This window comes from Pseudarthrobacter sp. MDT1-22 (assembly GCF_054511035.1).
Genome location: NZ_JBTNDK010000013.1, coordinates 79,654 through 100,276, shown reverse-complemented (window position 1 = coordinate 100,276; position 20,623 = coordinate 79,654). Strand labels below are relative to the sequence as shown.

The following is a 20,623-nucleotide window of genomic DNA, read 5'->3' as shown; positions in this document are numbered from 1 at the left end:
GGGTTTTGCGTGTGGACATGAAAGGGCCTCTCCCTATGCCTGCGGGGTGAGCTGTGGCGTTCGGGTGGGAGACACCCGGCCGTCCGCCCTGCCCAAGGCGGGGGCGCGGCTTCCCCCCGCGGCCAGCGGAAGCTGGCCAAATTGTCGTTCCCCGTCTCTGCCGAACGAATTGTGCGAAGGGGTCCCGCGGCGGCGAGTTAGGCAATGCGGCTCGGGAGTGCAGTCCTGAAGATAACCGGCACGGACCCGACCGTACGTGAAAGCTTCCCATTGCCACATTTGGGTAACGGTGGGGGAGTGTCGCATCTGGATGACACCAAAAGCGCAGGGATGGGGCGGGCCGGAGGCGCACCTTGACCACTATGCACGATAGTATTCAAGGGGCGGCGCTTGCGATACGGCCCAGGTGGCCTGGGCCGCCCGCTTCGCTGGCGGGGCCGCCGCCGCGACGTCAAAAGGGCCGGCCCGTCACCGTGCAACTGCGGAGTCGGGACGGGTAGTGGCAGAGTTTCGTGGATGGGAGAAGGGCAATGGACCTTGTCGATGTTGTGGTGATTCTCGCTGGCGTGGTCCTGGTGGGGTTTCTTGCCTGGTTCTTCTTTGCCCCGCGCCGGGCGGTTTCGGCGCATCCTCGCGGCGGTGTGCAGGTCGTCGACATCGCAGTCCGGGGTGGATACTCGCCTAACTTTGTGCGCGTCACCGCTGGGGTTCCGGTGCAGCTTCGCTTTGACCGGCGGGACAACAGCGACTGCACGAGCCGGGTGGTGTTTCCGGATCTGCGCAAGAGCGTCTCGCTGGCAGCCTTCGACACGACGGTCCTGGACCTGACCGTTGATGAGCCGGGCGAGTATCCCTGGGCGTGCGGGATGAACATGCTCCATGGCCGGCTGCTCGTTGAACCCGATGGCGGCGCGGCGGGCCACAGCACCCGGAATGATGACACGGATGAGCCCGCGGCGCCGACGGGCCCCACCGCTGCCGGCGGCACACCGGCAGCGGAGACGCATGTCCCGGGCGGGGAGACCGCACGGGCCGTCGGCGTCGGTCCGGTGGTTGAGCCGCAGGACCGGCCCGAACGGGCGGAGTTCATGCTTCCCGGTGCACTGCGGAGCATGCCGATTGATACCGGCCGGGCTGAGGGGGTCCTCCGCCGGATCCCGGGCGTGGACAGCGCCACCGTCAATTTCGGTGCTGAGCGGGCCGTGATTCTCTATGATCCGCAACAGGCCGATGTGCGGGACCTCGAACGGGCCGTCGCCGACGCCACAGGTTTTCCCGCCCGGCTGCGGGCCGAGCCGGGCTCGGCGGAGACTGAGGACGCGGAGGCCCAGGCACGGGAGGCCGAACTGCGTGATCTGCGCTGGCGCGTGGGCCTGGGAACGCTGTTGACCCTGCCGGTCCTGTACGGGGCAATGGCGCCATATTTTATCGACGAACTGTTTGTGCCGGATATCCTGCAAAGTCCGTGGGTGCAGCTACTGCTGACTCTGCCGGTCATGGTCCTCGTCGGATGGCCGATACACAGGATCGGATGGCGCGCCCTCGCCAACCGTTCGGCGGAGATGAACAGCCTCATCACCCTGGGCACTACGGCCGCCTTCGCCTACAGCCTTCTCGTTACCTTTGCTCCTCAGATTTTGCCTGCCGATGTCCGCGACGTCTACTACGAGGTCGTGTCCTTCATCATTACGCTGATTCTCCTGGGCCGGCTCGTGGAGGCCAGGGCGCGGGCAGGCACCGGCAATGCCATCCGGGCGCTGATAGCCCTCACCCCCGCAACCGCGAAGGTCATCCGGAACGGACAGGAAATTGAAACGGCAGTCGAAGATGTCCGGCCCGGGGACGAGATCCGGGTCCGGCCGGGTGAAAAAATCCCCGTCGACGGTGAGGTCATCCAGGGCCGATCCGCGGTGGACGAATCCATGGTGACCGGTGAGAGCCTGCCGGTGACAAAGCAGGCCGGCGACACCATCATCGGCGCCACCGTCAACGGCACGGGGACCTTCAGTATGCGCGCCACCCGTGTCGGCGCCGACACGGCGCTGGCGGAGATCATCCGGCTGGTTCAGGAGGCCCAGAGCTCAAAGGCTCCGATCCAGCGGCTTGCAGACGCTGTCTCCGGATACTTCGTGCCCGCCGTGGTGTTCATCGCGATCGCCACCTTCGTTCTGTGGTTTACGGTGGGAGATTCCCTCTCGCTGGCCGTCGTCGCGGCTGTCAGCGTCCTCATCATTGCCTGCCCGTGCGCGCTTGGGCTCGCGACGCCATTGTCCATCATGGTTGCCACCGGCAAGGGCGCAGCACTGGGCGTGCTCGTCAAGGACGCCGCGGCCCTGGAAACAGTAGACAAGCTCCACACTGTGGTGCTGGATAAAACCGGCACCTTGACGCGCGGCGAACCTGCACTCACTGACACCGTCCCAACCCCCGGATACGAGGCCGGGCAGCTCCTGCGCCTGGCCGGGGCGGCGGAAGCGGACAGCGAACATCCGCTCGCGGCGGCCATCGTCGCCGCGGCCCGCAAAAACGGCGGCCTTCCGCAGGCAACCGCCTTCGACTCGATCACCGGCAAAGGGATCCGGGCAGCAGTGGAACACCACGAAGTGCTCATCGGAAACAGCCGCCTTCTGGCCGATGCCAACATCCCAACCGGCGCATTGGAGGCCGAGGCGGAACGGTTGGCCAAGGACGGGAAAACACCCATGTATGTTGCCGTGGACGGAAAACCGGCCGGAATCCTCGCCGTGGCCGACACCCTCAAGCCCGGCTCCGCTGCCGCCGTCGCCCAGCTGCAGCAAAGGGGGCTGGAGGTGGTCATGATCACCGGTGACAACAAGGGGACCGCGGAGGCAATCGCGCGTCAGACCGGCATCACCCGCGTGCTCGCGGACGTGCTGCCCGCGGACAAGGCAACGGCAATCCGGTCCCTCCAGGATGAAGGGAAACTGGTGGCGATGGTAGGTGACGGCATCAACGACGCCCCCGCCCTGGCCCAGGCCGACGTCGGCATAGCCATCGGCACCGGAACCGACGTTGCCATCGAGGCCGCCGACGTCACGCTGATGTCCGGTGAACTCTCCGGCCTGATCACCACAATCGCGCTCTCCCGGTCCAGCATGCGCAACATCCGGCAAAATCTTGTGCTGGCCTTCGGCTACAACACCGCCGCAATCCCGCTGGCGGCCGGCCTGCTATACCCAGTGACGGGCGCACTCCTGTCCCCTATGGTCGCCGGAGCCGCCATGGCGCTCTCAAGCATCAGTGTTGTCCTCAATTCCACCCGCCTGAACGCCTTCAAAGCCCCTCCTATCACCGGATCCCGACACGACGACGAAGCCCAAAGCCGAAAAATGGCCCAAGAAAGCCGCTAATAATCTCATCAGTCAAACAAGCATGAATCACGAACAAGCCGATCCGTCCCCTTCAATCTGCGGGGCGGCCAGCGGGCTGCAGAGCGCACAACGGCCCCCGCAATTTCCTCCCCGCCCCGGCACGACCCGCACCGCCGGTGCCCTGCCTCCGCAGGATCCGCTCCCAGTTCCGGCAATCCGCATCCCTTCACACAGCCCCGTCCCTTCACCCTCACCATCACTTCCAGGAGCCTCCATGCCGTCCAGCCCCCGTTTGCTCACCATCCGATACGCCAGCATCCCGGCGACCGCTGCCTCGCTGCTGCTGGTACTGGCCGCGTGCACCGCACCAGCAGGAGCCCCGGAGTCATCCTCGTCCGCCGCCACCGGCTACCCGTCCGCCCACGTCCATGGCATCGCTGTTGACGAGGCCACCGGAAAGATCATGGTGGCGACTCATGAGGGCCTCTTCGATGTCACCGCCCGGCCGGCGGTCAAGATCAGCCCGACCATCGACCTGATGGGGTTCTCGCCCACGGAAGATCCGGACGTCTTTTACGCCTCCGGCCACCCGGGGAAGGGCTCGACCCTTCCGAATCCCGTGGGCCTGATCCGATCCGGCGACGGCGGCAAGACTTGGGAAGAGCTTTCACGCCAGGGCGAGTCCGATTTCCATGCCATGACCATGACCAAAAGCGGCGTTGTAGCCTTTGACGGAATCCTGCGCACCAGCCCGGACGGGAAAACCTGGAACACGTCCTCCGCAGGGTTCCAGGCCGCCGTGCTGGCCGGCAACCCCGGCTCCGACACCGTCCTGGCCACCACGCAGCAAGGACTGCAGCGCTCCACCGACGGCGGCAAGACCTGGCAACTGCTGGGTTCGGGGCCCCTCGTTCAGTTCGCCGCGTTCGCCACCAACACCGACGCGATCGGCATTGAGCCCTCCGGCGCGGTGCACTACTCCGCAGATGGCGGCGCAACGTGGGCCCCCAAAGGCAGCCTCAACGGGGAGATCCAGGCGGTCACCACGGCCAAAGCGGCCGATGGTCAGCTGAACATCTGGGCCGCCACCGGCGACGGTGTGCTCGTTTCCAAGGACAGCGGCGCCAGCTTCACCCCGTATGACCCGTCCTGACTGACTTCCCTTCGAGGGTTTTCTTCCCTCACATGAGGAGAAGCCACCGTCCAGGCCTAGTCTCGCGAACAACTGATCGCGAAACCACAAGCCAGGCCCGCCGCCGTTCTCATGAAACTGGCGCTGCGGTGTTTTCCTGGCACAGGATGACCTGAAGCACGGCCGGATGCAGGACAATACCGGGACGGGCCGCCACTGTTCCCCACGGCCTGCCGGCAAAGTTGAGTTTCATTCCCTCTGTCATCTGCAGGACAGGGCGGGGGCCTCGCTGCGCGCATCCGCAGACATCGGTCCGGGCGCCTGAATCACTGGATTGCAGGGCTGACCGGCAGCGCCGTTTTGCTGTCAGCCGTCGACGCCGCCGGTGCAGACGGCGCCGGGTTCGGGGGCCTCGGGGCTCTGCCGGTATTTTTTAATGAAGGTGGCGATGCGTTCGTCGCTGCTGCTGTCCACCGAGAGCTGTTTACCCCAGGCGGTCGCGGTAACGGGCGAGGTCTGATCGGTGACCGGGCTGAGCAGAAGGTAATCCTGGGCGCCGGCCAGTGAGGTCAGTTCGGCAACCTGGTCCTTGGGAAGGTCCTGCCGGTAGGAAAGCCAGACGGCCCCGTGTTCAAGGGAATGCACCGCCCGCGTCGGTTCGATCGGGGCGGTGTAGATGCCGCAGTTCGTCCATACGGGTGCGTGGTCACCGCCGGTCGGCGGGTTCCGGGGGTAGCTGACAGGCCCGCCGATGTGGTTTCTGGACTGGTCGGGGAAGTCCTGGACGCCTTCGACCGGCCGGGCGGCCTCAGCCTTGGCGGTCTCCTGTTTCTGGACCTCGCCGACGACGACGAAGCCCGTGGCAGCGATGATGGAGGCGACGACGGCGCTGCCGGTGCCGTATATCAACCAGGCCTTGCGCCGATCGGCCGCGCGGTGTTTGGACCGCATTGCCTTGACAAGGGCTTTTCGTTCCTCAGAGCTCATCCTGGGTGACGGCATCTGTGTTCTCGCTTTCCTTAGGGCGGTCAGAGTCTGCGGCGCAGCTCTTGGAGGGCGGTGATTTCCGCGGTCTGGGCGTCCACGATCAGGGCCGCGAAATCCCGTACCGTCGAGGTCTTAGCCAGGCGTACTCCGGCAGAGGCCATGGCGACGCCGCCCTGGTGGTGGCGGATCATCAGGTCAGTGAACAACCGGTCCGCCTCGGCGCCGGAGGACCGGCGCAGCGCCTGCATCTGCTCTGGGGTGGCCATGCCCTCCATCGCACCGTCAGCACCGCCGGCGCCACTCTGCGCGGCATGCGGCGAAGCGCTTCCATGACCGCCGGCCCCTGAGCCCATCCATGCCATGGGCGGGATCGGGCGTGCTTGCGACAGCCCCCAGTCCTGCAGCCAGGCGTACATCTGCCCATTCTGGTGCTGCTGGCTGGTGGCAACGTCGTAAGCGACAGCCCGGATCTCCTCGTTACTTGACCTGTCACGGATCAGCAGGGCCATCTCGACAGCCTGCGCGTGGTGTGCCTGCATGTCCCGGGCAAACCCGGCGTCCGCGCCCGTATCCGACACGGGCCGCGGCGTGGCGGACGACCAGCCAATACCGAAAAAGATCAGCGCAGTGAGGACAACAACAGCAACGGAACCAAGCCACAGATATCCGGCCGGGAGCCGGGAAATACCCGGTCCGACGCCCTCCGGCGGGACTGCTGATGAAAGCGGCATCGGGAATCCTTCGGGTGTCAACGTCCGCTAAGACGTTCGTTCTACGGTGCTGGCCGTCGGCGAATCCCCAACGTCATATGAACTGGTTTCGGCGTGATCGACGGTTGAGCGGAAAGGAGAAAACCCCTTTCCTCCCTCAACCGGTCGTATCCATGTTAGCCAGCCCGCGAGGCGAGGCCCCTGATGGTCGATCAGTTCCCGCGTGCGCTGAAGGCCGGAATGCCAGCCTCAAGGACCGGGTCCTTGACCCCCCGCTGGATCAGCCATCGGACGGCCGGGTAGGCGGTAGCGAATCCGAGGATGTTTCCGATCCCCATCAGGAACAAGAAAGTCACGTCGGTGGGTGCGGGCATGAACATCCCGAAGTGCAGGAAAATCATCCAGCCGCCCATGCCGATGTCAAAGGCCAGTACTGTCACCGTCGCCGCCAGCAAGGCAGCACCTGTGCCCTTCCTGGCCTGAGGCTCGCCCCAGACAGGGGATGCAAAACGCTCGAAGAAGAACAGGATCGCGATCGCAAGTAGGGCGATCACGATGATCAGCACCCACAGTTTGATTCCGGCTATGGTGAGGCCGCTGGCGATCACCAGGGGAACACCAATGACGTGCGCCACCGTGGCCGCTGCTCCGCCGGGAGTTCCGCCGGCCAGCGCCTTCAACGACAGACGTTGTTCAGGAAGAGCCCCGTTCTCCTGCTGCCATTTCGGGCTGCCTGCGCGGCCCAGCCGGTAGTAGGCCCACAGAGCGAAGGGCCCGAGGTACAGGGCCGTTATGGGCCATACGATCTCCATCATGCGTTCGCTTTGGCGGTAACGCCGCCCGTAAAAGTCATAGAGAACGACGGCCGCCGATAGAACTCCCACTGCGACATAGATCCAAGCGACGGGGGTCAGCCACTCGGGGATGGCGGATTCCATGGCCATCATTTCTGTGGGGTCATTGTGCATGCTCATACAGGTTCCTTCGCAATAACTGTCGATTCGGGGTGCCGGCGTGATTTCTTCCCATAGGCAATATGTCTCTGACCGCATCGCGGTTGAGACAAGACACCCCGCGGGCGAAGTACTACCCTACATAGGATGTGCGGCAGTACTATCCTACATAGGAGCAGGACAAACCTGAAACGGTCACTGCTGCGCCTTTTACCTGATGATCGCGATGCCGCCGCGTCGACACTGCAGGGGGCCTTCCGATGACCGGTGAAAGTGTTTTTCCTGACTTCGGGGCTTTGGCCTCGCTCGGTGACGTTCTTTCACAGCTGCCCTGGTCGGACCCCGACGGGGCGATTGAATTTTTTTGTCCGCTGCGTTTTGATGCCCCGGCGCTCGTGTTTCCGCTGCTTGACCGCCGACGTGGAGGCCGGCTGCGGGCAGGCCCCCTCAGCCCCGGGCGAACCCTTTTCCTGCAGCCGCCGCTATGGTCCGGCCAGCGCCGTCCTGAACCTGGAATGAGCCGGGCCCGCAACAAAGGCACGGCTGCAGATGGCCACGACGTGGCCCCCGCGCGAATCAGGCCAGGAACTCCCTTGGCTGCTCGATGGAAGGAACGGAAGGGCCGTTTACCATCGCCAGCTTCTGGCTGGTCGAAGCCCTCACCTGGCCGGGCGGGGCAGGCAGACCAAAAACTCTTCGAGGACCTGCTGGCCTGGGCGCAGACTTGGGAATCTTCGCCGAAGAGATTGATCCGCGCACCGGCGCACAACTGGGAAACACCCCTCAGGCCTTCAGGCATGTCGGTCTCATCAACGCCGCACTGCGTTTGGCCGGCACCTCGGCCAAAGGCGGCAAGGCAAGCGCGCCGGCGGCCGCGAAGGACTGACCCAGTACAGCGGCAAGCCTGTGGAAATTATGAACAGCGGCGAGAAGTACTCGCGGGCTTTATGAATCAACCCTTCTCGGCCCAACCGTAATTGTCGATATTGGACCTTCCGTCAAGCTTAGGGTGGCGAGGAGCAGGGGAGTAGCCTATTCGCTCTTCCAGGTTAGGCCGAGGAGCTGAAAGGCGTCCTTGATCGCGTCGCTGTTGTGGTGGAGTTCCTCTAGCCTCGTGCGCCGAAGCTTCGGGCTGACAGCACCGTCGCCTGGTCGTTCGAAGATTGCCCATAGCCGCAGATCGTCGCCGTGGCGGGAGGTGAAGGTAACGCCGTCGAGGTCTGTGGTCTCGTAGATCCAGGCGGCGACTGCCTGGGTTCAGTCGGCGTGGTCGGGCGTCTTTCAAGGCTGCGCCGTCAAGGTCCGCCAGACCAAGGCTGAGAGCCATGCCGATGAAGTGGGGATACAGGACTGCAATGGACTTGGAGTCTGTCACAGTGCAGTATGTGCCTATCAGGTCGGCTGAGGTCGCAGCCCGGGCGCCAACCCATTCGGGAGCTGTGCGTTGACTGGGAACTTCGGGACCGGGCTGCAATCCGGCCGCCACCGTAATGGTGTCGACCTTTTCCCGGGACTGGACCCATCCGTGCCCCGCACTGTGTCGAAGCACTTTCAAAGCATTACATGAGGACGAACTATTCCCCAGGGTTCTGGGGGCGTTTCTGCCGGTCTGAGAAAGTGGCGGGGACCGAAAAGTATTTGCCGGTGGACACCGGCAGTTGATCGGAGGTGGGATGGACCGCACAACCCGGAACATAGTCCCTGCCCTCCGCTTGCTCCTTGTCGGTGGGCTTTTCGCGATGTTCTGGATCATCTTCGGCGCCGGCAGCGCCCACGCCGCCGCGCCCCCTCCCCCCGGTGAGAGCTCGCACACCTCCGACGGACTCGTCCCTTCCCTGACGGCACCCGTGAAACCGCTCATCACCACGGTTCAGGCCCGGACAGAACCGTCACAGGCGAGCACAGCAGCGCCCGCGCCCGCCCCGGGACCCGCATCATCGGCCCCGCCCTTGGGCGGCAACACTCCGGCCGCCGCTCCCGTACGGACCGCCACAGTGCCCCTGACCGACGCACCCACGACGGTCCAGGGACCAGCAACCGTGATCCAAGAGGTAACGGCCCCGGTCATGGGACTTGCCGGCAGCTCCGTTGCCCCGCTCACCGCCCCCGTCACCGAACTCATTACCAGTACTGTCCAGCCGCTCCTGGGCCCGGTTACGGGACTTGCCGGCAGCTCCGTTGCCCCGCTCACCGCCCCCGTCACCGAACTCATTACCAGTACTGTCCAGCCGCTCCTGGCCCCGGTTACGGGACTTGCCGGCAGCTTCCTCATCCCGGTAGCAAACCCGGTGGATGCCATCACTCACCCCGTGGCAGGGTTGATCAACGGCACTACGTCGGCAAAAAATTCCCCGGGCGGCGCCGACCAATCCACCACCGTGGAGTTCAGGCCGGCTGCGGTTAGCAGCGCAAACCCGTCCCCCTCCACCGTGCTTCCCCGCCTGCTCACGGGCATTACGGACGGCAGCGCCCCGAGAGGTGCCGCGTCCATGGACGGCGGCGGTCCTTCCCTTCAGAGCCCGTCTGGGTTTCCCCGCGGAAACGAAACCGCAACGGCGCCGGTGCTCTCACCGGTGTCCGGCGGGGCCGGTGCATCTAGCCCGACCGGTGCCGGTGCACAGGCTGCAGGGGATCTTTCCTACCGTTTCGTCCTGCCCATGACCCAGGGCGGGGAAGGATCACTGTTCAGCTTCGCCCTTCCGGGGTCACCGGACGATGACCCCGGGTTCTCACCGGATTGATGATGCCCGCGCCGCGCACCTAATACCGCGGCATATGCAGGCATACCGGCCCCCTGGCCGGAACAACATTCATTCCATGTGAGGAAAAACAGTCATGAATTCATTTGTCCGCAACACCCTCTGCGCCGCAGCTTTCGCCGGCGGCGTCCTCGTGCTCGGCGCCGGAGCGGCCTCAGCCGACACAGGCACAAGCACCGGTCTTGGTATCGGTACGCAGAACCAGAGCAGCATCAGTTCCGCGTCCTCGACCACAAACCGCGACAGCATCGCGTCGAACCTTGGCCTGAACCTGGGCGCCAACGCCGGTGTTGCCAGCACCATTCAGAACACCACGGATGAGAACAGCACGACCGGGACTGACGGTGGTTCGTTCGCTTCGGCGTCGAACCNACGCCGGTGTTGCCAGCACCATTCAGAACACCACGGATGAGAACAGCACGACCGGGACTGACGGTGGTTCGTTCGCTTCGGCGTCGAACCTTGGCCTGAACCTGGGCGCCAACGCCGGTGTTGCCAGCACCATTCAGAACACCACGGATGAGAACAGCGGAATCATCGGCGGCTAATCCAGCCAGCCGGGGGGCCGGATGCCGTGTTCGGCATCCGGCCCTTTCCGTCCAACCAATGTCGCCGCCCCCGCACTGGCACAGGGCCTCGAAGCAGACAACCAGTTCGATCCCGGCGAAAATTTGGCGAAGGCACCCATCCCCGAGAGCATGAGGTTAGCCGTCGGGGAGCCTCGCCGGTGAAGAGCAAGTTTTCCTTGACGAACTCCACGCGCACGCCTTTGCGGTCATTGCTTGGACCACTGAACGCAGGCCATCGAGGTTGCTGGCGAGCCGGTCCATGCTGTGGACCACGACAGTGCCTCAGTCACGGGCGAAGCGCTTCAGTTCGGCCAGCTGGGGACGGGGTGTACGACCGGAGGCCTTGTTTCTGAAAATCCGATCCCGACCTGCGCGCCGAGCCCGTCTGGGACCGGCGCGCAGACTGGATGAAGCATCGATGGCCCGGGCGCGGCAATTGGTCGGATTGAAGAGCTACGTGACCGTGAAGACGAAGGGAACCCATGAACAGCGCACCGTCAGTCATTGTTTTCGATGTCAACGAAACACTTTCGGACATGTCGCCTATGGGGGTGCGGTTCGCCGAAGTCGGCGCTCCGGCCCAATTGGCGAAACTTTGGTTTGCCACGCTGCTGCGGGACGGCTTCGCGCTCACCGCTGCCGGCGGCAACGGCGCCTTCGCCGAGATCGGCGCAGAGGCCCTGCGCGGGCTGCTACCCACTTCGGACATAGGGATGGACCTGGACCAGGCGGTGGCGCATGTCATGGCGGGAATGACAGGACTCAGCCTGCATCCCGACGTCCCGCATGGCGTCCGGGCCTTGCGGGCAGCCGGATACCGGCTGGTCACGCTGACCAACGGCTCCGCCCAGGTCGCAGAAAAACTGTTCACGCCCGCCGGAATCCTGGACCAGTTCGAGCTACTTCTTTCCGTGGAGGATGCCCCAGCGTGGAAGCCGGCAGCGACCGCTTACCACTACGCCTCCGGGGCCTGCGGCGTGGAACCTGGCGAAATGATGCTCGTTGCCGTGCACCCCTGGGACGTCCACGGGGCAGCCCGGGCCGGGCTGGGAACAGCGTGGATCAACCGGAACGGGGCCAACTACCCGGACTATTTCGCCGCCCCCGACTACACCGTCGCGACCTTGACCGAACTCCCGGAAGCGCTGGGGCAGTGCGGGCGTAGCGTTCCTTAAGCGGTGGAGGTTAACCCACCGACGGCAGGGCTCCACTCCACCCGCGGCCGGACGGGCGGAGGAGTCAGCTCAGGCACCGAGCTGGTGAGCCAGCCCGGTGATGCTCGACGCCGTGAGGTCCCAATCGCTCTCCGGCGTCAGGTCCGCATCCTGGCTCGGGCCGTATTCGGTGGGGCGCGCGATGAACGCCGTTGCCAGCCCGGCCTCCCGGGCAGCACGCAGGTCGTTGTTGTGTGCGGCCGCGAGCATCACCTCACCGGGCCTGAGGTCCAGGAACTCCGCAGTTCGAAGGTAGGCCGCCGGCAGCGGCTTGTACGTGCGCGTCATGTCCGAGCCGATGATCACGTCCCACGGAAGCCCTGCGTTTCTGGCCATGTCCACAAGCAGCGAGGTGTTGCCATTGGACAAGGGGCCCACGATGTAGCCGCGGCGGACGGCGGCCAGGCCCTCCACGCTGTCGGGCCATGGGGGCAGGCGGTGCCAGGATTTGTTCAACTCCTCCAAGGCCCGTGCGTCCAGCAGGTCCGGATCGAAGCCGTGGCTGCGGAGCACCTCGTCCAGGTTTTCACGGTGGAGTGAGTCCAGCGTGGCGAATTCACGGGATCCGGAGCGGATGGCCTCCATGGCTGGCTGGTATAGGGCGCGCCAGTCATCAGCGAACGCCTCGGCGTCGAGCTCCTGCCCGCGCGCCGCGGCGAAGGCGGCGGCCTGCCCGGCGACGCCGGTGCGCCAGTCCACCACCGTGCCGAAGGTGTCGAAGAGGACGGCGCGTACCCCGCACCCCGTTGATGGTGAATGGTATGGCTGGAACGTCATGTCCTGTGTCCTTTCCTTTGCTTACCTGCCCGTAGTCTGGCAGCATGCGAACTGATTTCAGCCCCACTGACACGTCCGCCCGCGATTTCTACCGGCTGCTCACCGCGGTGGTGGTGCCCCGGCCCATCGCATGGGTGTCGAGCGTATCGCCGGAGGGCGTTGACAATCTTGCCCCGCACTCGTTCTTCACCGTTGCGTCCACAAATCCGCCCATCGTGCAGTTCACCTCCGTGGGGGAGAAGGATTCGCTCCGCAACATCACCGAGTCCGGAGAGTTCGTGGTGAACCTTGCCCCGGCCGCGCTGCTGGAGGAGGTCAACGCCACCGGCACAAATTTCCCGCCGGATGTCAGCGAGTTCGACGCCGCCGGCCTCACCCGGGAGCCGAGCCTCACCGTGGGCGCGCCGCGGGTCAAGGAATCACCGGCGGTGCTCGAATGCCGCCTCCATACGCTCCTGCCGATGGGAGACTCCATCCTGGTCTTCGGCGAAGTGACGCACGCTGCCGTGAGCGACGCGGTGCTGGAAGACGGCCACCCGCGGATCGACCTGTTGGAGCCGCTGTCCCGGCTGGGCCTGGACGAGTGGGGCACCCTGGGCACGATCCATGACCTCAACCGGATCCGGCTCAAGGACTGGCCCGGGCACTTCCGCCCGAAGGCGTAAAAAGTTAGGGAAGCGGGAAAGGGGTGCCCGGCCAGGACACCCCTTCCCTTCAGCTTCGCAGTGTTTAGCCGAGGCCGAGCTGCACGAACACGAACCACACCAGGAGCGGCACCACGGCGATCATCGCAATGGCCCACACCAGCAGCGCCCGGAAGAACATCCGCTCGTCCTTGGGCTGCGCACTCGCCATCAGCAGGGCACCGCTGGTGGACATCGGGCTCACGTCAACCACCGAGGAACTGATGGCAATGGCCGTCACAACCCCAATGGGGGTGAGCAGCGGATCCATGGCAATGGGTGCCACCACCGGGCTGATCACGCCGAGGGTGCCGGTGGTGGAGGCGAAGGCCGAGACGATGGCAACCACATAGCTGGTGAGCAGAGCGGCAAGGGAGCTGTTGCCCAGGCCGGCGATGCCTTCCTGGAGTTCCTTCAACGCACCCATCTTTTCCAGCATGCCCACGTAGGTGACGATGCCAGTCACCAGGATGATCGCGGACCACGGCATGCTTTCCACTGCCGGCTTCTGCACGCTCGAGTCCAGGACGATCAGCACGGTGGCAATGACCAGCGAAGCGACGCCGACGTCCAGGCCCAGGACGGTGGTGAGCACCAGCAGGGCGCCGATGCCCACCAGGGTGAGGATCCGCATGGGCGTTGCGGCCACCTTCTCGGGACCGGTCCTGATGGTGGTTCCGGCAGCCACGGAAGTGTGCGCCGGGGCGGTAAGGACAGCCGTTGCTGTCCCGGACGGGCCTGTCGCGCTGCTTCCGGCGGGAGCGGCAGCACCGCCGTCGTGCCTTGCATCTCCAGCGTCACCGGTCTGGTGACGGGCCCCCACCTTGGCGGCGCGGCGCTTCATAATGGCCTGGACCAGGACGTAAGCGATCGCGGCCAGGATGGCATTGAAGACGAAGCAGTAAGCGTAAAGCTTGAAGGAACCGTCCGAGGCGCCGGCGCCGTCCAGCATCTTGTTGGCCAGCACGCCGAAAGGGTTGACCGGGGAGAAAGCGCCGGCGTTGGCGCCCTGGACTATGACGAGGCCCATGGCCAGGGTGCTGATGCCGAACCGCATGCCCAGCGCCAGGCCCACCGGGGCCACGATGGCGATGGCCGCGGGGGTGAACGCGCCGGCCGAAGCCAAGGCGGCCGTCAGCAGGAACATCAGGATGGGGACCAGGATCTTCCGGTCGCCGGCAAGCCGTTCAGCCCAGTACGCCAGCAGATCGATGGTTCCGTTGATCCGGACAATTGCGAAGAGCAGGGTGGCACCCACCAGGATGAAGAACAATCCGGCGGGGAACTGGCCGATGACGTCCTTGATGGACATGCCGGCCAGGAGGGTTCCGACGCCGAAAGCAGCGACGGTGGCCAGCAGACCGGCGTTGATTTTGGTGAAGGAACCGATGGCGAAGGCCGCCACCAGGACCAGGAACGCGATAAGTGACAGGGACATGGTGCCGGCCGCCTAGGAGTCCGCGGGGGTGAGGACACCGGCGCCGGACAGCAGGCTGCCGGCACCGGTGATGGCGGGCTGGTGACCGAGCGCCTTGAGGATCTCGTACGTGGTGGCGATGGCCGCAGTGATGACCGGCAGCCCGAGCTCGTCCTCAACTGCCTGGACGGCAGCCAGAGAGGGCATCTGGACGCAGGCGGAAAGTACGACGGCGTCCGCGCCTTCGCGCTGCAGGCTGCGGGCAAGCGCGGGCAGGTTCTGCGGGTCCAGGCAGCCGACGTCAAGGTTGTCGGCCACCTCGAGGCTGATCGCGTCCAGCACCGTGATGCCCGAGCCTTCGATGTAGTCCACAACCATCTGGGTGAGCGGCTTCATGTAGGGGGTGATCATGGCCACCTTGCGTGCCCCGATTTCCTGCAGGGTCCGGACCAGGGCGCCCGCGCTGCTGGTGACCGGGGCAGGGTGGCCGTTGCCGGCGGCGGCCTCCGCGATAACTTTCTCCGAACCCACATGGGCCTCGGGGCCCTGGGCCATGACGGCAACCAGGCACGCGTAGGCGATGACGTCCACGTCGGCGTCGGAGACTGCCTCAGCGCAGTCCGCTGCCTTGCCCACCATGGCCAGCAGCTCTTCGTGGGTGACCTTCTTCATGCCCGCCCGGGCGGAGTGGAACGTGTATTTGTGGCCGGTTGCCTCGGCCTGGCGGCGGAACAGCTCCGGCAGTTCAGTCTCCATGGTGGTGTTGGAGCTGGGGACGATCAGTCCCACCCGGGAGGAGCCCGGGCGCTTGGGCTCGGGCGCGGTTTCGCAAGTGACTTCGGGGGTGCTCATGGTTTCTCCACGTCTTTGTGCTGGGGCTTGAGGGATATGACCCACACCGTGGGTTCTTGTCCCATGATGTGGGTCACCCGGCTAGGATGTCAAATAGATCACGTTCCGAAGGTCCGCTTCCGGCTCACTAAGCTGGAGGCTCTCACGGAACAGTAGCTGAAGGGATGTACAAAAAGTGGCGATGGAACCGGGCGCTGGGGCCTCACCCCTGCTGGTCCTGCATAAGGTGGCGGAGATCCTGGACTGTTTTTCGGTCGACGCTCCGGAGCCGACGCTTCAGCAGATCATCCGGAAGACGGGCCTGCCTTCCAGCACCTGCCAGCGGCTGGTGCAGAACATGCTGCGGGAAGGCTTCCTGGACCGCGAGGGCGACCGGTACCGGATCGGCATCGGGCTGGTGCGCTGGGCTACTCCCGGGACGTTCGGGCTGGACGTGGTCCGCTTGGTGAAACCGGTCTTGCAGCAATTGCGCGACGACACAGGTGAGACCGCATGCCTATACGTCCGGGATGGGGCCTTCCGGACCATCGTTGCCGTTGCCGAGACGCGCCACGTGGTGATGCGGCCGTTCATGGTGGGCATGGTGATGCCGCTGCATGCCGGAGCCCCGGGCAAAATTTTTCTTGCATTCGACCCCGAGGCGTGGGATGCCCTGGACGAGCACGGACTCGACAGTTTTACCCCCGGCACGCCGGCGTCCTTGGAAAAGCTCCAGAAACAGGCGGCTATGGCCCGGGAACAGGGGTTTTATGCGGCTTTTGGGGAACGGAACGAGGACGTCGGTTCCATCAGTGCACCCGTATTCGACCACGCCGGGCGGCTCACTTGCGCTATCGGCCTGGGGTTTCCTAACCAGCGGATTGGGCCCGCCGACGTCGAACGGCTGGGACCCGTGGTTGCCCGCGCTGGCCTGGAAGCCAGCCGTGCTCTGGGGTATGACTGCAGTGCGTCAACTTAGATGGACACGGACACGGAACGGGAGTTCTCGCATCCACTGCAACTCCCGCGCTTTGAAACGCCGATAACCCACCTTTCGTCAACCTGACATCAAGGAACACGGCTGGCCACGGAAGCTCCGGCCAGTGCGGGTGCGCTTGCGATGATGTAGTCCAACGCGGCCGGTCTTGTCATCGCCAGGCCGTTCCTGCTTGGCAGGATGCCCTTGCGTCGCAGTGCGCGCAAAATCTTCTGGAGATTCGACTGAGTATGAGTTCAGCAGGCACCAACTCGTATTCAGCCCGTAGAGCTCCTCATAACCCAAGACCTATGTAGCTGCGTGCCGCTCTGGGAACGTAGGACACTATCCGCAGAAGGGGCGGCCCAACAGGTGAGCCGCCCTTCTACAGGAGATCACTCTCAAGGGCTATGGACGAGATTGCTCAACCGAAGCACTGTATGACCAGCCCTCAACGAAGCCGTCGTCAGCCTTCGTTAGCGCTTGAATGAGTCCGACCGGGACGAGCACACCATGCCCCGGGTAGTTCGGATTGTCAGCACCATAGTTCATTCCCACCAACAGGCCAGATGAACTTACAACTGGGCCACCCGAGTCGCCCTTTAGCCCCTCAGGTTTACAGAGCAGTAGTTCAAAGAACACCTCACTCAAGGTATGCGTTTCAGTACTGAGTGCAGGCCATGGGCGGCGGCCCAGCATGGTGACAGTATCGCCCTGCCTGTAGGGAGCAATGGCGCCCGGTAAGTGGAAAATGTCCGACATACTCGACATCGGTTCCTCAGGGGAAAGTGGCAGCAGAATTACGTCAGCCAGAACTCCAGGCGTGTCAGTAGAACGTCCGTACTTGAACCTGGGGATCTTCACGCCCTCATCGTTCACGTCGAAAAGTGGAACTCTCGCCAAAGCCGCCTGCTTTTCGTTGTGAAGGGTAATCTCGTCGGCCCAGAGCGACCAATCGTCCGTTTGCGACGTCTCACCTGTGGCGAGATGCGCCACTGTGACCAGATAAATTCGACCATCCGACTGGACGAGGAAACCGCTTCCGACGTTGCTCTCGGGACCCTGTTGCGTGGGTGCCGCTAGGGGAGCCACCATACTGTTGAAGTTCACAACACGACCGTACCGGCCGCATCAAAGATGCTGCACTATTTGATGCCGTTTTCTCTTACCGGATGCGGGATTTTGGCGTCTGATGCGAGGCCTAGCTGAACGCCGATAAGAGATAATGCTAAAGCTGGTTGCCCTTAGGCGACAGTTCTGCTGACTGATTGTTCAGCCAGCAACCTCCGACATCCTCACCAAGGGGACATGCACTGTCAGCCCCAACCCATAGGATTTGCGTGACGACAAACCGAGGAGACAACTATGGGCCAACTGTGGGAAGGCATCAACCAGTACTTGGCTGACCGCGCTCCAAAGGAATGGGAGAAGGCTGAAGTGCGCCGGTACCGTCAGCGCCTGCACGACATCTTTAATGCCAAGTACCGGCTCATGTCGTTCTACCAGAGCGGCTCGTTCCAGCACGGAACCGCGATCACCCCGCATAGCGACGTCGACTACGTCGCAAGAATTCACTTCGAAGACCGGCCCGTCTCGTCGACCACCGTCCTCAATAACGTGCGGCAACTGCTGAAGGACGAGTTGTACGAGGCAATCAGCGTGAGCGTTTCCCGCCCCACAGTGACCGTCCAATTTCCGGGTCTAGTCACCCGTTACGAAATCACGCCCGCCTACCTTATTCGTGGAACTTCGGATGATGACCGGGTGGTTTCCATCCCAGCTGCCGGCGGAGGGTGGCGTGAAGCTGCACCGAAGGCACACAACAAGTTCGTTGCCGATGTTGATCGGCAGCGCAATGGGAACGTCCGGGAACTCGCGCGCCTGCTCAAGGCGTGGAAGTACGAGCACGGGGTTCCCATTTCATCGTTCTATCTGGAAATGCGCTGCGCTGAGCATGGGAAGAACAACGACTTCATCTGGTCGCTGTCCTCGCTGAAGGCGATCGTCAACAGACTCATAACGACAAACCTGGCCGCGATGAACGACCCGACTGGCCTTGTTTCCCGCATCAGCCCATGCTCAGCGGAGAGCAGTCGCTTGACGTCGATGGCTCGACTCCGAGACCTCCACAAGAATCTGGACGCGGCATACACCGCCTGGGCAGCCGGGGAGTCGAGACGATGGGAGATGAACCAGGCACTGCGGGCCATCTGGGGAACCAGTTTCCCCTACTGCGACCCCTACTCCGCGTGAGAGGCGATGGTACGACGGCGGCCGCTCGGACTCCGATCGCTGTGGCCCAAAACACCGACCATTCCCAGCGCCTCCTCGCCGCTCAATCACGGCTGTACACCGATGCGAAGAGGATCCACGACGGCCGGGTGATCATCGTGGTCCTCCTCGCCGTTGTCACCATCGCCGTTGCCCTCGCCGTCCCGGAGGCGCGACAGGCGGTTGGCGCTACCGGAGGCGCGCTCACCTTCCTGTGGTCTGTCCTGGGCAGCAGCCGGGAAAAGCGCCGACGCCGCGAAGCCGTTAGTGTTCAAGAGGAGTTCGACACTAACGTCTTTGACATTCCCACAAACGAGTTTGCCATCGACAGGCCCTCGCCCACGCTCATTGCTGAGGCCGCAGCCCGTTACAAAGGCAACCGAACCAAGGACTGGTACCCTGATCCGCGGCCCGTCGCCCGTCCGCTGGACGTCCTGATTTGTCAGCGGAGCAACCTCGGATGGGGCTCGTCAGTACACCGGTACTACGCGGCATGCCTCACGGCCGGTCTCCTCGCGCTCATCTTCTCCGGGTTCGCTGTCGCCGCGGTGGCAGGCCTGTCTATGGTCGACGCCCTGGTCGCCGTGCTGGTGCCGCTCCTCAGCCCCGCCCGCGAACTCATCGAGGCGATTCGTGCCAATCACGACAGCGCCGACATGAAAGCAAAAGCTGAGTCAAAGGTCCTCAGACTCTGGCAACGCGGTCTGGAAGATCACGGCGCTATAACCGCTGAGGATTGCCGCAGCGTTCAAGACCGTATTCTCCAGATCCGTCAGACCAATGCGCACGTCCCGGACTGGCTCGACAACTTGAGGCGCAGCCGCAACGAGACCGTGATGCACGAAAGTGCTCAGCACCTCATCGAAGACGCGATCCAGCACGGTCGTACGACTTAAAGGCTTGATCAACCAGGTACTCGGCCCAGGAACAAGGTCCGCCACGATGATTCTGACTTAGTCAGAGTGCCTCCCATACCTCAGCGCCGCAACAGGTGCCGCTAACGGGTCAGGCCTTTCTGAGCTTGCTTGTAGGGTCCGGCCGCTGTGCGAGATTTTCGCGCCTTGGACCCGCGCGTGGCCGGAACCTATCGCTGATTTACGCCGATATTGGATTTCGTCAAGCTACTCTCAAAGACGGGGAGCCCTTGTTCCTGAGAGAGTTCCTGTAACCGGACGGCCTAGGACGCCACTTGCTAATGGCAGGCACAGACCCTTTGGCGGGCACTCCCCCGTTCGTTTTCTTACGCCGATAATGGAGATTATGTAAAGCTAATGGATTGAAGCTTCAACTAACGGCCTCTTCTCAGCCTACACGGGCGGGCTCTCCCGCGGCTAACCGGACGTCGCCAGGGCCAGCGAAAACATCAGTGCTGCCACCGCAGTGTGCTTCCGCGCACCGAAGGTCCTGTGCGAGGTACTGCCCAAACATTCGCTCCACAGTACTTGGCGGCAGCGGAAGTGCATGGTTATGACGCCTAAAGGGGCCCCGAACATAGCGGTTATCCCCGCGGTCCGCCCTAGCCCGTGAAGGAGTTGGGGATCGCAGACCCTTCTGCGGGGACCTGCCCCTTCACCTCGCAAGCGACCAGCGGACCTGGGAAATACAGCAGCAGGGAACCGGGTATGGCCGCTGAATACCAGTACTTCACGTTTTGGACGGTGTGCTTCCAGCTCTGACTAATGGCGGTGTACGCCACCGAGGCGCCCGGTTCAAGGACGAACTCGCCCATGCACGGCTGTCCGGGCGGCGGCGCCCAGTCATACGTCCCGTAGAGCTCGATGACAATGGACTGCCCTCTGTCATCCAGCCCTTGGAAGTTAGGGATGTCATCTTCCCCCACGGCGATTGGAGAGGACGTGCCGTTGGTCAGAACGCCGCGCGCTCTTACATCAATGTCGTACATAGTGGGGTTTTCCACATCAAATTCCACAGACGTAAGTCGGGCAGATACCGCACCGGACGGGCATTCCCTGCGTTGCTGCGGACCAGGTACATGGACTGGGGGAGGCGCG

Annotated in this window: 17 protein-coding genes and 1 pseudogene; 9 read left to right on the top strand and 9 right to left on the bottom strand. The window is 63.9% G+C overall.

The genetic code is table 11. The annotated features are described in order from the left end of the window. Positions 1-530: 530 nt before the first annotated feature. Together ACX80M_RS12150 and ACX80M_RS12145 are read left to right on the top strand one after the other, a co-directional pair. On the top strand, positions 531-3,371 hold the full coding sequence (locus tag ACX80M_RS12150; protein WP_459309760.1) for a heavy metal translocating P-type ATPase: 2,841 nt from the start codon (positions 531-533) through the stop codon (positions 3,369-3,371). Positions 3,372-3,606: 235 nt separating this feature from the next. Then, a complete protein-coding gene (locus ACX80M_RS12145) occupies positions 3,607-4,485 on the top strand; it encodes a F510_1955 family glycosylhydrolase (RefSeq protein WP_252602533.1) in 879 nt (292 codons plus the stop codon). Positions 4,486-4,830: 345 nt separating this feature from the next. On the opposite strand, the gene ACX80M_RS12140 is transcribed toward ACX80M_RS12145, so the two are convergent. The 3 genes from ACX80M_RS12140 to ACX80M_RS12130 all read right to left on the bottom strand — a co-directional run bounded on the left by ACX80M_RS12140 (position 4,831) and on the right by ACX80M_RS12130 (position 7,135). Further along, the gene (locus ACX80M_RS12140) at positions 4,831-5,451 is read right to left on the bottom strand and encodes a DUF3105 domain-containing protein (protein ID WP_459309759.1); all 621 of its coding nucleotides are present in this window, start codon (positions 5,449-5,451) and stop codon (positions 4,831-4,833) included. Between the two features lie 41 nt (positions 5,452-5,492). Next, the gene (locus tag ACX80M_RS12135) at positions 5,493-6,182 is read right to left on the bottom strand and encodes a DUF305 domain-containing protein (RefSeq protein WP_252602530.1); all 690 of its coding nucleotides are present in this window, start codon (positions 6,180-6,182) and stop codon (positions 5,493-5,495) included. 191 nt (positions 6,183-6,373) lie between these two features. Next, on the bottom strand, positions 6,374-7,135 hold the full coding sequence (locus tag ACX80M_RS12130; RefSeq protein WP_252602528.1) for a DUF4396 domain-containing protein: 762 nt from the start codon (positions 7,133-7,135) through the stop codon (positions 6,374-6,376). Between the two features lie 583 nt (positions 7,136-7,718). Between ACX80M_RS12130 and ACX80M_RS12125 the strand changes: the two genes are divergently transcribed. After that, positions 7,719-8,000, top strand: coding sequence for a glycoside hydrolase family 15 protein (locus ACX80M_RS12125; RefSeq protein WP_252602525.1), 282 nt, complete (start codon positions 7,719-7,721; stop codon positions 7,998-8,000). A 787-nt stretch (positions 8,001-8,787) separates the two neighbouring features. Next, entirely contained in the window at positions 8,788-9,855 is a 1,068-nt protein-coding gene (locus tag ACX80M_RS12120) for a hypothetical protein (RefSeq protein WP_252602523.1), read from the top strand. A 685-nt stretch (positions 9,856-10,540) separates the two neighbouring features. Here ACX80M_RS12120 and ACX80M_RS12115 read toward each other — a convergent pair. After that, a pseudogene (locus ACX80M_RS12115) lies at positions 10,541-10,805 on the bottom strand (recombinase family protein); the annotation flags it as partial. Positions 10,806-10,924: 119 nt separating this feature from the next. Between ACX80M_RS12115 and ACX80M_RS12110 the strand changes: the two are divergent. Continuing rightward, positions 10,925-11,617 (top strand): haloacid dehalogenase type II, encoded by a 693-nt coding sequence (locus ACX80M_RS12110; RefSeq protein WP_252602518.1) that lies wholly within the window; start codon positions 10,925-10,927, stop codon positions 11,615-11,617. A gap of 69 nt (positions 11,618-11,686) precedes the next feature. On the opposite strand, the gene ACX80M_RS12105 is transcribed toward ACX80M_RS12110, so the two are convergent. Further along, entirely contained in the window at positions 11,687-12,433 is a 747-nt protein-coding gene (locus ACX80M_RS12105; protein ID WP_252602516.1) for a haloacid dehalogenase type II, read from the bottom strand. 44 nt (positions 12,434-12,477) lie between these two features. On the opposite strand from ACX80M_RS12105, the gene ACX80M_RS12100 reads away from it, so the two are divergent. After that, positions 12,478-13,098: a flavin reductase family protein gene (locus ACX80M_RS12100; RefSeq protein ID WP_252602514.1), complete on the top strand. Its 621-nt coding sequence runs from the start codon at positions 12,478-12,480 to the stop codon at positions 13,096-13,098. Between the two features lie 64 nt (positions 13,099-13,162). Here the strand turns inward: ACX80M_RS12100 and ACX80M_RS12095 are convergent, their stop codons facing one another. Continuing rightward, entirely contained in the window at positions 13,163-14,554 is a 1,392-nt protein-coding gene (locus ACX80M_RS12095) for an SLC13 family permease (RefSeq protein ID WP_252602512.1), read from the bottom strand. A gap of 12 nt (positions 14,555-14,566) precedes the next feature. Further along, positions 14,567-15,385 carry a maleate cis-trans isomerase family protein gene (locus ACX80M_RS12090; RefSeq protein WP_305884761.1) on the bottom strand — a complete coding sequence of 273 codons (819 nt, stop codon included), beginning with the start codon at positions 15,383-15,385 and terminating at the stop codon, positions 14,567-14,569. A gap of 181 nt (positions 15,386-15,566) precedes the next feature. Between ACX80M_RS12090 and ACX80M_RS12085 the strand changes: the two genes are divergently transcribed. Next, on the top strand, positions 15,567-16,343 hold the full coding sequence (locus ACX80M_RS12085; protein WP_252602510.1) for an IclR family transcriptional regulator: 777 nt from the start codon (positions 15,567-15,569) through the stop codon (positions 16,341-16,343). A gap of 405 nt (positions 16,344-16,748) precedes the next feature. On the opposite strand, the gene ACX80M_RS12080 is transcribed toward ACX80M_RS12085, so the two are convergent. Next, on the bottom strand, positions 16,749-17,450 hold the full coding sequence (locus ACX80M_RS12080) for a trypsin-like peptidase domain-containing protein (protein WP_459309758.1): 702 nt from the start codon (positions 17,448-17,450) through the stop codon (positions 16,749-16,751). Between the two features lie 255 nt (positions 17,451-17,705). Between ACX80M_RS12080 and ACX80M_RS12075 the strand changes: the two genes are divergently transcribed. Together ACX80M_RS12075 and ACX80M_RS12070 are read left to right on the top strand one after the other, a co-directional pair. After that, positions 17,706-18,593 carry a nucleotidyltransferase domain-containing protein gene (locus ACX80M_RS12075; RefSeq protein ID WP_252603938.1) on the top strand — a complete coding sequence of 296 codons (888 nt, stop codon included), beginning with the start codon at positions 17,706-17,708 and terminating at the stop codon, positions 18,591-18,593. A 41-nt stretch (positions 18,594-18,634) separates the two neighbouring features. Further along, a complete protein-coding gene (locus ACX80M_RS12070) occupies positions 18,635-19,507 on the top strand; it encodes an S-4TM family putative pore-forming effector (protein ID WP_252603940.1) in 873 nt (290 codons plus the stop codon). Positions 19,508-20,127: 620 nt separating this feature from the next. Here ACX80M_RS12070 and ACX80M_RS12065 read toward each other — a convergent pair. After that, entirely contained in the window at positions 20,128-20,529 is a 402-nt protein-coding gene (locus ACX80M_RS12065; protein ID WP_252603942.1) for a hypothetical protein, read from the bottom strand. Between the last annotated feature and the right edge of the window lie 94 nt (positions 20,530-20,623).

Excerpts from the sequence above, each read along its gene's own strand:
- ACX80M_RS12140 (WP_459309759.1), bottom strand. The coding sequence starts at position 5,451 with ATGAGCTCTGAGGAACGAAAAGCCCTTGTCAAGGCAATGCGGTCCAAA.
- ACX80M_RS12105 (WP_252602516.1), bottom strand. The coding sequence starts at position 12,433 with ATGACGTTCCAGCCATACCATTCACCATCAACGGGGTGCGGGGTACGC.
- ACX80M_RS12135 (WP_252602530.1), bottom strand. The coding sequence starts at position 6,182 with ATGCCGCTTTCATCAGCAGTCCCGCCGGAGGGCGTCGGACCGGGTATT.
- ACX80M_RS12095 (WP_252602512.1), bottom strand. The coding sequence starts at position 14,554 with ATGTCCCTGTCACTTATCGCGTTCCTGGTCCTGGTGGCGGCCTTCGCC.
- ACX80M_RS12145 (WP_252602533.1), top strand. The coding sequence starts at position 3,607 with ATGCCGTCCAGCCCCCGTTTGCTCACCATCCGATACGCCAGCATCCCG.
- ACX80M_RS12085 (WP_252602510.1), top strand. The coding sequence starts at position 15,567 with ATGGAACCGGGCGCTGGGGCCTCACCCCTGCTGGTCCTGCATAAGGTG.
- ACX80M_RS12130 (WP_252602528.1), bottom strand. The coding sequence starts at position 7,135 with ATGAGCATGCACAATGACCCCACAGAAATGATGGCCATGGAATCCGCC.
- ACX80M_RS12075 (WP_252603938.1), top strand. The coding sequence starts at position 17,706 with ATGGGCCAACTGTGGGAAGGCATCAACCAGTACTTGGCTGACCGCGCT.
- ACX80M_RS12090 (WP_305884761.1), bottom strand. The coding sequence starts at position 15,385 with ATGAGCACCCCCGAAGTCACTTGCGAAACCGCGCCCGAGCCCAAGCGC.
- ACX80M_RS12125 (WP_252602525.1), top strand. The coding sequence starts at position 7,719 with ATGGAAGGAACGGAAGGGCCGTTTACCATCGCCAGCTTCTGGCTGGTC.
- ACX80M_RS12110 (WP_252602518.1), top strand. The coding sequence starts at position 10,925 with ATGAACAGCGCACCGTCAGTCATTGTTTTCGATGTCAACGAAACACTT.
- ACX80M_RS12150 (WP_459309760.1), top strand. The coding sequence starts at position 531 with ATGGACCTTGTCGATGTTGTGGTGATTCTCGCTGGCGTGGTCCTGGTG.
- ACX80M_RS12120 (WP_252602523.1), top strand. The coding sequence starts at position 8,788 with ATGGACCGCACAACCCGGAACATAGTCCCTGCCCTCCGCTTGCTCCTT.
- ACX80M_RS12100 (WP_252602514.1), top strand. The coding sequence starts at position 12,478 with ATGCGAACTGATTTCAGCCCCACTGACACGTCCGCCCGCGATTTCTAC.